This window comes from Nocardioides sp. WG-D5 (assembly GCF_054031175.1).
Genome location: NZ_CM132928.1, coordinates 5,275,572 through 5,291,162 on the forward strand (window position 1 = coordinate 5,275,572; position 15,591 = coordinate 5,291,162).

9 protein-coding genes are annotated in these 15,591 nt (G+C 70.2%); 4 read left to right on the forward strand and 5 right to left on the reverse strand.

The features are described from left to right. The 4 genes from ilvD to ACWZJV_RS25555 all read right to left on the reverse strand — a co-directional run bounded on the left by ilvD (position 1) and on the right by ACWZJV_RS25555 (position 4,997). Entirely contained in the window at positions 1-1,695 is a 1,695-nt protein-coding gene (gene ilvD / locus ACWZJV_RS25540; protein WP_457179314.1) for a dihydroxy-acid dehydratase, read from the reverse strand. 132 nt (positions 1,696-1,827) lie between these two features. Then, positions 1,828-3,216, reverse strand: coding sequence for an outer membrane protein assembly factor BamB family protein (locus tag ACWZJV_RS25545; RefSeq protein ID WP_457179315.1), 1,389 nt, complete (start codon positions 3,214-3,216; stop codon positions 1,828-1,830). Between the two features lie 131 nt (positions 3,217-3,347). Beyond that, positions 3,348-3,563 carry a hypothetical protein gene (locus tag ACWZJV_RS25550; protein ID WP_457179316.1) on the reverse strand — a complete coding sequence of 72 codons (216 nt, stop codon included), beginning with the start codon at positions 3,561-3,563 and terminating at the stop codon, positions 3,348-3,350. A 123-nt stretch (positions 3,564-3,686) separates the two neighbouring features. Beyond that, a complete protein-coding gene (locus tag ACWZJV_RS25555) occupies positions 3,687-4,997 on the reverse strand; it encodes a PucR family transcriptional regulator (protein WP_457179317.1) in 1,311 nt (436 codons plus the stop codon). Positions 4,998-5,123: 126 nt separating this feature from the next. Between ACWZJV_RS25555 and ACWZJV_RS25560 the strand changes: the two genes are divergently transcribed. From ACWZJV_RS25560 to ACWZJV_RS25570, 3 genes are read left to right on the forward strand one after another with little or no spacing between them, the layout of a single operon-like run. Further along, positions 5,124-6,590, forward strand: a complete 1,467-nt coding sequence (locus tag ACWZJV_RS25560) for a class I adenylate-forming enzyme family protein (protein ID WP_457179318.1) — start codon at positions 5,124-5,126, stop codon at positions 6,588-6,590. 1 nt (position 6,591) lies between these two features. After that, positions 6,592-8,457 carry a DUF3556 domain-containing protein gene (locus ACWZJV_RS25565; protein WP_457179319.1) on the forward strand — a complete coding sequence of 622 codons (1,866 nt, stop codon included), beginning with the start codon at positions 6,592-6,594 and terminating at the stop codon, positions 8,455-8,457. Beyond that, entirely contained in the window at positions 8,454-9,881 is a 1,428-nt protein-coding gene (locus ACWZJV_RS25570) for a phytoene desaturase family protein (RefSeq protein WP_457179320.1), read from the forward strand. The genes ACWZJV_RS25565 and ACWZJV_RS25570 overlap by 4 nt, the downstream gene beginning before the upstream one ends. Here the strand turns inward: ACWZJV_RS25570 and ACWZJV_RS25575 are convergent. Then, positions 9,827-11,638, reverse strand: coding sequence for a glycoside hydrolase family 35 protein (locus ACWZJV_RS25575; RefSeq protein ID WP_457179321.1), 1,812 nt, complete (start codon positions 11,636-11,638; stop codon positions 9,827-9,829). The two genes, ACWZJV_RS25570 and ACWZJV_RS25575, sit on opposite strands and share 55 nt — an antisense overlap. Before the next feature lie 103 nt (positions 11,639-11,741). Here ACWZJV_RS25575 and ACWZJV_RS25580 point away from each other — a divergent pair, with 103 nt between their 5' ends. Further along, positions 11,742-15,587 (forward strand): endo-alpha-N-acetylgalactosaminidase family protein, encoded by a 3,846-nt coding sequence (locus ACWZJV_RS25580; protein WP_457179322.1) that lies wholly within the window; start codon positions 11,742-11,744, stop codon positions 15,585-15,587. Positions 15,588-15,591: the final 4 nt, after the last annotated feature.

Consider the following 15,591-nt stretch of genomic DNA (forward strand, 5'->3'; position numbering starts at 1 on the left):
CTAGCTCGTGACGGCGCCGACGGCGGCTGACTGCACCGTACGTCGGTACTTGCCGAGCACGCCGCGACGATACTTTGAGGGGAGTGGCTCCCAGCCGACCTTCCGCCGCTCCAGCTCGTCGGGTTCCACCTCGACCTCGAGGGTGCGGTTGACGACGTCGAGGACGATGGGGTCGCCGTCGCGGACGAAGGCGATCGGGCCGGCGTCGACGGCCTCGGGGGCGATGTGGCCGACGCAGAGGCCCGTGGTTCCTCCCGAGAACCGGCCGTCGGTGATCAGCAGAACATCCTTCCCGAGACCGGCGCCCTTGATGGCTCCGGTGATGGCGAGCATCTCCCGCATGCCCGGGCCGCCCTTCGGGCCCTCGTTCCGGATGACGACGACGTCGCCCGCGACGATGAGCCCCGCTTCGAGGGCGTCCATCGCGGCCCGCTCCCCGTCGAAGACCCGGGCGGTGCCGCGGAAGACGGTGTCGTCGAAGCCGGCCGTCTTGACGACGGCACCCTCGGGCGCCAGCGAACCCTTCAGGATGGTGAGACCACCGGTGCGGTGGATCGGCCGCTCGAAGGAGTGGATCACGTCGTCGTCGAGTGCGGGCGGGCTCAGCTCCGCGAGGTTCTGCGCCATGGTCTTCCCGGTCACCGTGAGGCAGTCGCCGTGGAGCAGGCCCGCGTCCAGGAGCGCCTTCATCACGACCGGGATCCCGCCGATCCTGTCGACGTCGTTCATGACGTACTTGCCGTAGGGCTTGAGGTCGGCGAGGTGGGGGACCTTGTCTCCGATCCGGGTGAAGTCGTCAAGCGTCAGATCGACCTCGGCCTCGTTGGCGATGGCCAACAGGTGCAGCACGGCGTTGGTGGAGCCACCGAGGGCCATCACGACGGCGATGGCGTTCTCGAAGGCATCCTTGGTCATGATCTGACGCGCGGTGATGCCCTTCCGCAGCAGCCCGACCACCGCCTCGCCGGAGCGGTGGGCGAAGCCGTCGCGACGCCGGTCCACCGCGGGCGGAGCGGCCGAGCCGGGCAACGACATGCCGAGCGCCTCGGCGACGGCTGCCATCGTGTTGGCGGTGTACATGCCCCCGCAGGCGCCCTCGCCGGGGCAGATCGCCTTCTCGACGCGGGTGACCTCGTCGCGGCTCATCTTGCCCGCGATACAGGCGCCGACCGCTTCGAAGGCGTCGATGATCGTGACATCGCGACCGTCGAGCTGCCCGGGCATGATCGAGCCGGCGTAGAGGAAGACCGAGGCGAGATCGAGCCGAGCGGCCGCCATCAGCATGCCGGGCAACGACTTGTCACAGCCGGCGAGCAGCACCGAGCCGTCGAGCCGCTCGGCGTTCATCACGGTCTCGACCGAGTCGGCGATGATCTCGCGCGACACCAGCGAGAAGTGCATGCCCTCGTGGCCCATCGAGATCCCGTCGGAGACGGAGATGGTGCCGAACTCCAGCGGATAGCCGCCGGCCGCGTGGACGCCGTTCTTCACCGCCTTGGCCAGCCGGTCGAGGGACAGGTTGCACGGGGTGATCTCGTTCCACGACGACGCGACACCGATCTGCGGCTTGGCGAAGTCGTCGTCTCCCATGCCGACGGCCCGCAACATGCCTCGGGCGGCGGTGGCCTCCAGGCCATCGGTGACGGCGCGCGACCTGGGTTTGATGTCAGGTGTGTCGGGGCTGAGTGGGTTCACAGGTACGAGGCTAACCGTGTGGTGACCTCGACGCGGTCGGCATCGCCCAGCGCGGCGCTTCGCGAATCAGCTGGGCTGCTGTCGACGATGCCGATCGACGCGAACCGCGTACGGGCGGTATGAACGGGTCCGTCAGGGCACGCGCCTGTAGAGGATGGTCCCTTCGACCTGGGTTCCGCCGGTGATCAGGTAGCTGTCGGAGTAGGCGATCGGCTCGCGGTCGTCCTCGGTGGCATCGACAGGGAAACCGAGTTCGCCGTTCTCCAGGTCTGCGAACTGCTGTCCGATGGGATCGATCATCGCCGTCTGGACCATCGCGTAGTCGTCCTCCGTCACCATCGGGTGGGCGATCTCGAGCCTCTCGTTGGGATGGAGGGCGAACTTGCGGGGCTTGGACTCGCCGTCCTTGGCGACGTACAGCGTCTGCGGCCCGTCCTTGTCCTGCTCGGTGGCGATCCAGGCGACGCCATGGCTCTTGGCCTCCGGCATCTCGTTCACCCAGCCCCTGCTCAGGAGAGGTGGGGTGTCGGCATCCAGCTTCGCGACCCGACGGCCGGTGGCTGCCTCGTAGATGCCGTCATGGGGGCCGATGTCTGCAGAATCCGACTGGCGGACGAGCAGCCAGTCCTTCGAGAGGTCCGTGACGTTCGACTTCCACGTCGTCTTCCATGCGTCCTCACCGGTGTCCGCCTCGACTGCTGCCAGAGGCTCGTTGCGGCGCGCCTCCTGCTTGGCCGGGATCGTCCCGACCACATGGCTCCGGGTGACGTACCTGCCGAGGAAGCCGTTCTTCTTCCAGCGGACCTTGCCAGACTCGGCGTCGACCGCCACTGTCTCGGCACGGTGAAGGATGTTCGGTTTGATCTCGGCGTTCGGATCGTTGAGCGAGGACAGGTCGCCGTCGGACCAGTAGCTGTGTGCCGAGTAGACGACCGTGTCGCCCACGGCACCCACGATGTCGACGACCGTTTGGGCGCTTCGCCCGCCTGGGCCGCTCCCTTTCGGCTCCCAGACGGGGTGCTGCACAACCCACTCAGCTTCGCCGGTTTCGCTGTCGAGCGCGACGAAGCCGTTGTAGGTCTCGGTGCCGGCCGAGGAGCCGAGAGGTACGTACGCCATCCCGCCCGAGACAAGCAGACGACCTCGGTTCATGAACATGCCTGACTCCACGACCGAGGAAGGGATGTCGTCCTCGTCGATCTCCCACTTGACCTTTCCGGTCGCGGGGTCGATGCCGGTGACCACACTGAGGTAGTTGACGTCGGGATGGGGCCGGGCCTGGATCAGCAGGAGCGAGTCGTCGAGATAGAGCGTGTCGCCGAGGACGTACTGCTGTTCGACCACCTTCATCGCTGCGAGGTCCGCGACCTCCTCGTAGTCCGGGGACTCCCGTGGCTCGGGCTGCGTCGATGCGGACGGTTTGCCCTCGCCGGAGTCGCCGGAACCGGGGGCGCCACACGCGGAGACCGCCATCGCCAGTGCGGCCAGGCCACCGCTGATCCTGAAAGTCAACCCACGCATGTGATCCCCCGAGTACGTCACCATGGGCATCCGGCGTGCCCACGGCGCAACGTAAAGCGTCGTATGAGGCTGGTCAAGCCAAGGTGAGCGACGGCAGCGCGTGGACTAGGTGTAGGGCCCGAGACGACCTGTCACGCTCGTTCGGGCATCGACAGGGGGCGCGGAGTCGCGCTGCGTGCTTCGCTGGATCGCCTCTTCGCCGCGGCGACCGCGCGCTCGGCGGGCGAGGAGACCGGTGGTCGAAGCCGGTCGACGAGACTGCCGACGGCGGTGCCGATGATCGGGATCCACACCGGGATGAACATGAAGGCGATCATCGGCAGGCAGGTGGTCAGCGCATCGGCCATGACGGAGCTCCTTACGGCACGAAGGTCGGGATGGGGGGACCATGCCAACCGCCGGCGCCGGTCATCCACGTACGCGGCGACGAAGTTCGGCCGACCGATTGTTCCCTCGGCACAAGCCGGCCGTCAGGGCCGGCCAGTGCCGTCGCGGTCGCCGCTGACGAGGACCGCGGCGCCGAGCCACCTGCACGCGGTCAGCGCGAGCTCGAGATTCAACCGGTCCTCGTCGATCGCGCGGCCACGCACCTCGGCGGCCTTGTCGACCCGGTACTTCACGGTGTTCTTGTGGACGTGCAGCACCTCGGCGGTGGCGAGATAGCTGCTCTTGGCGCCGAGGAAGGCGAGGAGGGTCTCGCGGAGGCGCTGGTGCGGTTCGTCGTCGACGGCCAGACGTCCCAGGGACGTCGCCACCAGCTGTCGGGTCCCATCGAGGTCGTGAGCGAGGATCGAGGCGACCTGGACGCCCGGGTCGTCATAGACGGTCACAGCTCCGGCACGTTCGTTGGCGATGGCGGCGACCGTGTGGGCCCGCACCGCCTCCTCGTGGGAGGTGCGGAACCCGGCGACGGCGGGACGCGGGCCGCCGATCGCGATCCTGGCGCCGTCGGCGGTCGCGGTGACCAGCTCGACGATCGCCTGCAGGTCCAGCGGGTCCGTACGCGGCGCCCTGCCCAACGGGATCCACGCCCAGGCGTGACTGCTGTCCTGGGGCATGAAGAAGGGCTGCCCGACGGCCCCGACCTGTTCACCCACCTCCGCGACCAGCGACTCCAGCAGCCGCAGCCCGCAGGCGGCACCGTCGCCGTCGGCGTCCCACACGATGAGGCCGAGGTGGTGCTGCCGCAGCCGGTAGCCGAGCGCGTTCTCCGCCACACCGAGCTCGATGTCACTGCCGGCCAGGAGGCTGGCGAGGGTGCTGGCGCGGACGGTGTTGCGGTTGGCCAGCCACCGTTCGAGCTCGGACTCGTACTCCGCCACGACCTGCTCGGCGACCCGGTCCACGTAGGCGAAGCCACCACGTTGGAGAATCTGGGTCGCAGCCAGCGCGACCTCGCGGTCGGGCTCGTGGCGGGTGACCTCCGCGATGGCCAGGTCGAGGACCCGGCTCTGGCCGATGCGATAGGCCCGCACCAACGCGTTCGAGGAGATGCCGCGCTGGGCCAGTCGCCGGGCATACTCGATCGCCGCCGGCGGAGCCCCGATCTCCTCGGTCGCGATGCCGTGCTGGAGCATGTGGAAGAACGTCTCGACGTTGCTCTCGACGCTGGCGCGGAGCAGCTCGAGGATGACGTCGTCGCCGCCCAGCTCGGGGACCGCATCCGCGATCTCGGTGTGCAGCGCGGTCGCGATCGCGGTGAGCCCGGTGCCCATCCGCCTGGTGGTCTCCGCCGCCCGAGCTGCTGCTCTGACCTCCAGCTCCGCGGGGGTCCCATTCATGCGTCCCATGGTGTGAAGCCTGTCACAAGAGTGCGATGGATCTTTGTGCTCAGGAACCAAACGCCGAACCGGCCTTCGTTCTTATCGTCTGGTCCCACACCCGCCCAGCCGCTGAGGAGCGCGACGATGGACCTCGACTATGTGCCCTGGAACCAGCCCGACCACCGGGCGGACCGACCCTGCATGCGTGATGACCGGGTCGAGCTGACCTATGCCGAGTTCGCCACCCGCGTCGACGGCGCCGCCGAGCAGTTCGCCGACCACGGTGTCGGGCCCGGCTCGGTCGTGGCGGTGATGCTGCCCAACCGGGTCGAGCTGCTGGTGAGCCTGGTCGCCGCCTGGCGTCTCGGTGCCGTGGCGACACCGGTCAACCCGGTCTTCACCGCGAACGAGGCCGACTACCAGATCAACGACGCCGGGGCGACGCTCGTGATCAAGGCGTCGCCCGACGCCCCGGACGGCGGCCGTCGCAGCCTGCTCGTCGCCGAGCTGCGTACGGCTCCCGCCGGCCGCGCGCTGCTGCGCCCGGCGACGTCGAGCGGCGACCTCGCGCTGCTGATCTACACCAGCGGCTCGACCGGCAGGCCCAAGGGCGTGATGCTGAGCCACTCCAACGTGGCCGCGATGGCGGAGTCGATGGCTCAGGCCTTCACGCTCACCGAGCGCGACCACTGTCTGCTGGTCCTGCCGCTGTTCCACGTCAACGCGATCTGCGTCAGCTTCATCGCCACGATGCTGGGTGGGGGACAGCTGACGATCCTGGGGCGGTTCCACCCGGTCGAGTTCCTCGACGCCATCGAGCGGCTGCGCCCGACGTACTTCTCGGCGGTGCCGACGATCTACTCCCATCTGGTGGCCCTCCCCACCGCGGTCGTACGCGACACCGGCTCGGTCCGGTTCGCTTTCTGCGGTGCAGCACCCGCGTCCAAGGAGCTGATCCGGGCGACGGAGGAACGGTTCGGCTTCCCGCTGATCGAGGGGTACGGACTCACCGAGGGCACCTGCGCCTCGACCGCGAACCCGGTGGACGGTCCGCGCAAGGCCGGCACCGTCGGCGTGGCCCTCCCCGGGCAGGAGGTCGCGATCATGGACCCCGACGGCCGCCTGCTGCCGCCGGGGGAGCGCGGCGAGGTCGTGATCAGGGGCGCCAACGTCATGCAGGGCTACCTCAACCGCGAGGACGCCACCGCGGACGCGCTCGGCGACGGCTGGCTGCACACCGGCGACGTCGGGATCCTCGACGAGGACGGCTACCTCGCCATCGTCGACCGGATCAAGGACATGATCATCCGAGGCGGGGAGAACATCTACCCCAAGGAGATCGAGACCGTCCTGCACACCCATCCGGCCGTCCTGGACGCGGCCGTCGTCGGCGCGCCGCACCCGACCTATGGCGAGGTGCCCGTGGCGTACGTCGCCCTGCACCCGGAGCGCACCGCGACCGAGGACGAGCTGTTGGCCCTGTGCCGCGAGCAGCTCACGAAGATCAAGGTCCCGGTCTCGCTCACCGTGCGCGAGGCCCTCCCCAAGAACCCGGTCGGCAAGACCGACAAGCCTGCCCTCCGCGCCGAGCTCGCACTCCAAGGAGCCTGAGATGGGATTCCTCACCCCTTCGCCGCAGCCGATGCCGCCGGCCGACTTCGTACGCCTGCCCCTGCGCGACCGCATCCGGATCCTCGCCGCCCACTGGGTCGAGGACGGGTTCGGGACCCCGCGCGTCCTGCACGTGGTCTACATCCTGAAGATGCTGGGCCTCTACTTCGCGCTCGGGCTCGCCATCACCTCGTGGACGACCGACCACGTGCACTTCACCGACCCCGCGTCCTGGTTCGACAACGTGGTCGTCTACCAGAAGCTCGCGGTGTGGCTGATGCTGCTCGAGGTGATCGGTCTCGGTGGCGCGTTCGGGCCGCTGTGCGGTCACTTCGCTCCCATGCTCGGCAACATCCGCTACTGGCTGCGACCGGGCACGATCCGGATGGCGCCGTGGGGGCGACACGTGCCCGGCACCGGTGGCGACGAGCGGACGGTGCTCGACGTCGTCCTGTACGTCGCGGTGCTGGCGAGCCTGGCCTACCCGCTGCTGGCCGGGGCCGAACCGGTCCGGTTCCTCCCGGAGGGCACCAGCCCGCAGGAGCTCGTCCCGCCGGAGGCGTTCGTCCCGATCCTGATCGTGATGCCCCTGATGGGTCTGCGCGACAAGGTGATCTTCCTCGCCGCGCGCTCCGAGCAGTACCTGCCGATCATGCTCATGTCCGCGACGTTCGGCGCGCTGGTGATGGCCGAGGACGCCAGCAGCGCGGCCTTCGTGAACCTCGTGGTCGTGTTCAAGATCATCATCTGCGTCGTGTGGATCGGTGCCGGCGTCTCCAAGCTCGGTGAGCACTTCATCAACGTGGTGCCGCCGATGGTCTCCAACAGCCCCGGCCAGCCGGGCTTCGTCAAGAGGCTGCACTACCGCGACGCACCGGACGACATCCGGCCCAGCCGGCTCGCCTGGTTCATGGCACACGTCGGCGGCACGACGGTCGAGATCCTGATCCCGCTGGTGCTGCTGCTGACCACGAACAACACCGTCGCCCTGCTCGGCGCGGTCGCGATGCTCGTCTTCCACATCTACATCACCTCGACCTTCCCGCTGGCCGTGCCGCTGGAGTGGAACGTCTACTTCGGCTACATCGCCATCGTGCTGTGGGGCGGGCTCGGCGGAGGGTTCGACGCCGAGGTCTACAACATCTGGAACTTCTCCGAACCGCTGCTGCTGATCCCGATCTTCGCGCTGCTGTGCTTCGGCCCGGTGCTCGGCAACCTGCGCCCCGACCTGGTCTCCTTCCTGCCCTCGATGCGGCAGTACGCCGGCAACTGGGCCTCCGCGGTCTGGACGATGAGGCCCGGGGTCGAGGAGCGGCTCAACGAGCTTCCGCTCGTCGAGAACCAGGTCGACCAGCTCCAGCGGATGCTGCCCACGCCCTACGAGCCCGACGACGCCGAGATGACCATGCAGAAGGTGCTCGCGTGGCGCTCGATGCACAGCCAGGGGCGAGGGTTGCTCTCGGTGCTCTACGAGCACCTGGACGACATCGAGACGCGCACGGTCCGTGATGGCGAATTCGTCTGCAACGCCGTCCTCGGCTGGAACTTCGGCGACGGCCACCTCCACGACGAACGCCTGGTCGCGGCCGTCCAGAAGCGCCTGAACCTGGCTCCCGGAGACCTCGTCGTCGCCTACTGCGAGTCCCAGGCCATCCCCTGGGCCAACCCGCCCCAGGCCTACCGCGTCATCGACGCCGCTCTCGGCGTGGTCGAGACGGGCACCTGGGACGTACGCGATTGCGTGGCCGAGCAGCCGTGGCTGCCGAACGGGCCGGTCCCGCTGAAGGTGTCCTGGAGCGCACCGGGGTTCCGTCGCAGGCGTACGCTGACGGCCGGGCCTTCGAGCGGCAGGGAGATGATGGCATGAGCACCGCTGTGGTGGTGGGCAGCGGGCCCAACGGACTCGCTGCGGCCATCAGGCTCGCGCAGGCCGGGGTCGAAGTGACCGTCATCGAGGCGTACGAGCGTCCCGGTGGGGGCACCCGGACCAGCGAGCGCACCGTGCCCGGTGTGCTCCACGACGACTGCGCCGCGTTCCATCCGACAGGCGTCGCCTCGCCGTTCTTCGCCTCGCTCGGGCTGGAACGGCACGGGCTGCGGTGGCTGTGGCCGGAGATCGACCTGGCCCACCCGCTCGACGACGGCCGGGCGGGAGTCGCGGCCCGCGACCGGGAGCTGACCCGGCGCTCGCTCGGGGACGACGCCGGCCGGTGGGACCGTCTGTTCGACAACCCCACCCGGAACTTCGAGGCGCTCATCGAGGAGGTGTTCCAGCCGGCCCTGCACCTGCCTCGCCACCCCGTCGTGCTGGGCCGATTCGGTGTCGGCGCCCTCCAGCCGGCGACCTGGACCGCGCGCCACTTCCGTGACGACCCGGCGCGGGCACTGTTCATGGGTGTGGCCGCCCACGCCTTCGGCCGCCTCGACACCCCGCTCAGCAGCTCGGTCGGCCTGATGCTGACCGCAGCCGCGCACGCCGTGGGCTGGCCGGTGGCCGAAGGGGGCACCGAGAACATCACCCGCGCGCTGCTGGCCGAGCTGGAGGAGCTCGGCGGCAAGATCGTCACCGGCGTCCGGGTCACCTCCCTGGACCAGCTACGGGACCTCGCGGGCGGCGCGCCCGACGTCACCATGCTCGACACGGCACCGCGCGGGGTGCTCGACATCGTCGGCGAGGCACTGCCCGGCCACGTCCGCCGCGCGCTCGGGCGCTATCGCTACGGTCCGGCGGCGTTCAAGATCGACCTCGCCGTCGAGGGCGACATCCCGTGGACGAACGAGGCCTGCCGCCGCGCCGGCACGCTGCACCTGGGTGGCACCGCCTCCGAGATCGCCGCGGTCGAGAAGCGCACGGGCCGCGGCATCATGGCCGAGCGTCCCTTCGTCCTGCTCGGCCAGCAGTATCTCGCCGACCCGTCCCGCTCCCAGGGCTCGGTCAACCCGATCTACGCCTACGCCCACGTTCCGCACGCCTACGACGGTGACGCCACCGACGCGATCCTCGGCCAGATCGAACGCTTCGCGCCCGGCTTCCGGGAGCGCATCGTCGCGGTCTCCACGCGCAATCCCGCCGAGTTCGAGACGTACAACCCGAACTGGGTGGGCGGCGACATCAGCGCCGGCGCCAACACCGCGCGCCAGATCGCATTCCGGCCGCGGCCCGCGCTCGATCCCTACGCTCTCGGCGTCCCGGGTGTCTACCTGTGCTCCTCGGCGACGCCGCCCGGGGCCGGGGTTCACGGCATGGGCGGGTTCCATGCGGCCGAGGCCGCCTTGCGGCGACTGGGCTGAGTGCCGGTCGGCAGCGACTCGACGTACTCCTCGCTCGGTCCGAAGTCCGGGTCCGGGTGCACCTCGACGTGGGTCGCCGGGTGGGTGAGGTCGAGGACGGCGACCTCGTTGGCGCCAGCGCGCCACAGGGGCGCGGGGGCGTAGAGGCGTCGTTGTGGTCCGCGGGCCCAGAGCCGGCCGAGCAGGGTGCCGTTGAGCCAGACGAACCTGTCACCGTGACCGGGGACGGCGAGCCAGCCGTCGGCGGGCGCCTCGACCTCGAAGGTGGCGTAGGGGAGACCGTCGAGGTCGTCCCAGCGGTCGAGGGGAGCGAGGTGGTGGTCCCAGCCGTGGACGAGGCGCCGGTCCACCTGGACGCCACCGAGGATGCCCTTGTGCTCGCCGAGCAGCGGGCCGTAGTTGACCCGGCCCAGCGCCTCGACGACCAGGGTCAGCTCGGCGACCCTGCCGAGGCCGGGAAGCGTGAGCATCGCGGGCTCGGCGTCGTCGCGCTCGAGGATGCCGAGCGGCTCCCAGTCGAGGAAGACGTACGCCCGGTCGTGCAGCCCGCGCACGGTGAGATGGACGTCGTGGCCGGGGAGCGTGACCGAGGACCGGTACGTCACCAGGCCGGTGTCGATGCCGAGCTCCTCGAAGCTCAGCGGCTGCGCCGCACGGGTCGCCGGCTTGCGGGTCACCAACGAGAGCAGGTCGGCGCCGGGCACGAGCGGCACCGAGGCGTGCGCGTGCCGCGCGGGAGTGGGTGGCAGCGCGGGCAGCTCGTCGACGGTGCGCCCGGTGGCCGGCGCGAGGATCTCGCGGTAGCGCCGGAACTTCTCCGAGACCCGGCCGTCCTCGCCGACCGGGGCGTCGGAGTCGTAGCTTGTGACGGTGGGCTGGATCCGGCGGCCGTCGTGGTTGGCGCCCGCCCAGAGCCCGAAGTTGGTGCCACCGTGGGCCATGTAGACGCTGACCGAGCCACCGAGGTCGACGATCTCGCGCAGCGTCGCGGCCGCGCTCTCCGGGGAGCGGACGTGGTGGTTCTCGCCCCAGTGGTCGAACCAGCCGTTCCAGAACTCGGCGCACAGGAACGGCTCGCCGGGCCGTCGCGCGCTCAGCTTCGTCGCGGCCTCCGTGGCGCGGCTGCCGAAGGTCGCCGCGGCGAGGGTGCCCTCGACCATGCCGGCGTCGAGCATGACCTCGGTCGGACCGTCGGCGGTGTAGAGCAGCTCGGTGACGCCGCGGTCGAGGAGCGCCTGGCGCAGCCAGACGAGATGCGCGGCGTCGTCGCCGTAGGAGCCGTACTCGTTCTCGAGCTGCACCGCGACGACCGGCCCGCCGTGGCCGGCCTGGAGCGGAACGAGCCGGGGGAGCAGGACGTCGAGCCAGCGAGCGACCGCGTCCTGATAGACCGGGTCGCTGCTGCGCGGTGCCCGGGTGCGCGCGGTCAGCCATGAGGGCAGCCCGCCGTTGGTCCACTCGGCGCAGATGTAGGGGCCGGGGCGGACGATCACGTCCAGCCCGAGGTCGCCGGCGATCATGACGAAGCGGGCCAGGTCGCGAGGCCCGGTGAAATCCGGGGACCCCTCGTCCGGCTCGTGGAAGTTCCAGGCGACGTAGGTGTCGACGGTGTTGAAGCCGGTGGCGGCGACCCGGCGCAGCCGGTCCTCCCACAGGTCCGGGTGGATGCGGAAGTAGTGGATCGAGCCGGACAGGATCCGGTGAGGGACGCCGCGCTTCAGGAACTCGCCGTCCTGCCAGGCCAAGGTGGGGGTCACCCGCCCGAGGCTATGACAACTTTTGCTCATAACATAGCCAATCCGCGCAAAACTCTGCATGATGGATGGAATCTCAGGCCCACCCCCACCCTCGGGAGTCTCGATGCCGAAGCGTTTCCCCACCGCCCTTCTCGCGTCCGTGACGGCCTTCGCCGGCGTGGTCGCCGTCGCGCCCGAAGGCCACGCCGCCCCCGCGGGCGGTTTCACCCTGACCTCATCCGTGCTGACCGTCCAGGTGGCCGAGGACTTCCCGGCCGTGCTCGACTACCGGCACACCGCCGGCGGCGAGATCGGCGGCGCCTCGACTCTGCCCACCTCCGTGCGGATCAACGGCACCGCGCACGCCGCGACCGTGACCGGCACCCAGGTCGACGCCGACACCGCGACCTACCGGCTGACCTTCGCCGACCTGCCCGGCGTCGAGCTCGACGCGAAGCTCGAGGTCGCCGGCGACGTCGTCACCTTCGCCGTCACCGAGGTCACCGACACCGCCGAGCACCGGGTCGGCACCCTCGACATCCCCGGACACGATCTCCTCTCGGTCAGCTCGGACCAGGCCGGCGCGACGGTGAGCGCCGCCGTCGTCAGCGCCGACCGCACCAAGAACGGCGACACCCACACCGAGGTGACCGCGGACCTGGCCACGACCGAGAAGCCGGTCGGATCGGCGTACGCCATCGTCGACACCGACCAGCTGGCCGCCGCCATCGAGACCAACTCCGTCTACGACCAGAGCAGCGGCGACGCGACCAACGAGCGAGGCCGGATCTGGCGCAGCGTCAGCGCCACCGACGACGGCCGCCGGGTCGGGCTGTGGAGCGGCCAATGGACCTACCGCGCCGCGGGCTCGCCCTACACCGAGGAGCTCCCGTGGGCGAAGGTCACCATCACTCCCGACGCCAACGACGACCAGCGGGTCGACTGGCAGGACGGCGCGATCGCGCTGCGCGACATCCAGCGGCCGGTGAACGGCGCGGACGAGACGCCCGAGCGGGTGGTCACCCACATCCCGTTCAACTTCGCCAGCCAGGCGACGCATCCATTCCTGCGTACGCTCGACGACGTCAAGCGGGTCTCGCTGGCCACCGACGGGCTGGGTCAGCTGGCGGTGCTGAAGGGCTACGGCTCCGAGGGCCACGACTCCGCGCACCCCGACTACGGCGGCAACTACAACACCCGCGCCGGTGGGCTCGAGGACCTCAACACGCTCGCCCATGAGGGCGAGAAGTGGGGCGCCGACTTCGGGGTCCACGTCAACGCGACCGAGGCCTACCCCGAGGCCAAGACCTTCGACGAGACCCTCGTGAACGAGAACAGCCCCGGCTGGGACTGGATCGACCAGTCCTACTACATCGACCAGCGCACCGACCTCGCGACCAAGAACATCGTCGACCGCTTCGCCCAGCTGCGCCGCGAGACGCACCCGAACCTCGACTTCCTCTACATCGACGTCTACTACTCCTACGGCTGGCTGCAGGAGCGGCTCGCCCGGGAGCTGCGCGGCCAGGGCTGGAACATCGGCACCGAGTGGTCCTACCACTTCGAGGAGGACGCGCTCTGGTCCCACTGGGCCAACGACGAGTCCTACGGCGGTGCCACCAACAAGGGCCTGAACAGCCAGCTGATCCGATTCGTATGCAACGGGCAGAAGGACACCTGGAACCTCGACAAGCTGCTTGGGCACACCGAGATCGTCGAGTTCGAGGGCTGGACCGGCGAGAACGACGTCGACGCCTTCTACGACAACATCTGGCGGACGAACCTGCCGACCAAGTATCTCCAGCAGAACCCGATCCTGCGCTGGAGCCCGGACGAGGTGGTCCAGGACGGCGGTGTCCGCGTCGTCAACACCGGCACGACCGCGGCGACCCGGAAGATCTACCAGGACGGCGACCTCGTCCTCGACGGCGACGCCTACCTGCTCCCGTGGAAGAACGACTCGAAGCTCTACCACTACAACACCGACGGCGGCCGGACCACCTGGAGCCTCACCGACACGTGGAGCGACAGCACCCGGCTCAACGTCTACCGGCTCACCGAGCAGGGCCGCGTCGCGGCCGGCAGCGTGCCGGTGCGCTCCGGGAAGGTCACGCTCGACGCGAAGCCCGGCACGGCGTACGTCCTGACGAAGTCTCCCGGCAGCTCACCCGACCCGCAGTGGGGTCAGGGCAGCCACATCGCCGACCCCGGCTTCAACGCCGGCACCCTCGACGCGTGGCACCCCAGCGGGGCGGCCGCGACGGGACGTACCTCGACCGGGCAGCGGGTCGCCGTCCTGGGCGCGGGCGGGAAGGCCGCGATCAGCCAGCGCCTGACCGGACTGCGCAGCGGCCGCAACGCGCTGGGCGTCTGGGTCGAGGTCGAGCCCGGCCACAGCCGCGCCACCACGGTCACCGTCACCTCCGGCGCGAAGACCTACACCAACTCCGTCGAGCGCTCGACCGCGAAGAACCTGGTCGCCGCCGACGAGCTGCACAGCACCTACTTCCAGCGGGTCGAGGTGCCCTTCGACGCCGCCCGCGACGGCACCGCGACCGTCAAGATCTCCGCGGAGGCAGGCTCGGGTCGCGTCCGTCTCGATGACGTACGCGTCGTCCCGGTCGAGCGCGACCTGGCGGCCTCACCCGGCGCGAAGGTCATCGCCCAGGAGGACTTCGAGGAGGTCGTCCAGGGGTGGTCGCCGTTCGTCAAGGGCACCTCGGGCGGCGTCACCGACCCGCGCACCCACCTGGCCGAGCGGCACGAGCCGTACACGCAGAGCGGCTGGAACGGCAAGGTCACCGACGACGTGATCAGCGGCGGCTGGTCGCTCAAGTCGCACGCCGAGAACGGTGGCCTTGTCTACCGCACGGTCCCGCAGACCGTACGTCTCGCGCCCGGCCATCGCTACCGCGTCTCCTTCGACCACCAGACCGAGCGTGCCGACGACTACGAGTGGGTGACCGGCTACGACTCGGTCGCGAGCGGCGAGCCGCGCTCGGTCGAGGTCGCTGCCCGCCCGATCGGCAGGCAGGTCGAGACGGCCCGGTTCAGCGACGAGCTCGTGGCCGGCGGCTGCGGCGACTACTGGGTAGGCCTGCGGACCGCGGACGAGAACGGAGCGAACGGCGACATCAGCATCGACGACTTCACCGTCGAGGACCTCGGTGAGGCCGGCGACCTGCCCGCCTGCGCCACCCTCGCCGTCGACGCCGGTGAGGAGAAGCTGCTGCCAGGCGCGGCCGCCGAGGTCACCACGACGCTGACCAGCGACGAGGCGTCGGCGACCGGCGCCGGGTCGATCGCCCTCGACGTCCCCGACGGGTGGACGGCGGAGGCCACCACCCCGGCGGCGTTCGACGCGCTCGCTCCGGGAGAGAGTCATGCCGTCACCTGGAAGGTCACGCCGCCGGCCGACGCGGCCGAGTCGAGCTACCGGCTCGATGCGTCGGCGACGTACGACGTCGGTGGGCAGACCCGCACGGTGACGCGCGCGGCCACGGTGCAGACCGCACCGCCCCCGCCGACCGCGGACACCTATGCCAGCGATCTCGGCTGGATCTCGGCCACCAACGGCTGGGGGCCGGTCGAGCGCGACACCAGCGTGGGGGAGAACGCCGCCGGCGACGGCGGGCCGATCACGCTCGCCGGCAAGGTCTACGCCAAGGGGCTGGGCGCGCACGCCGTCTCGACGGTCCGCTACTACCTGGGCGGCAACTGCACCGGCTTCACCGCCGACGTGGGGGTCGACGACGTCCAGACAACCCGGGGATCGGTGAGGTTCTCGGTCGTCGCGGACGGGCGGACGGTCGCCGAGACCGGCACGCTCGGGCCGGCCAGCGCCACCGCGTCGATCACCGCCGACGTCACCGGCGCCGACTACGTCGACCTCGTGGTCGGCGATGCCGGCGACGGGAACGGCAACGACCACGGCGACTGGGCCGACGCGACCTTCCACTGCGGAGGGTGAGATC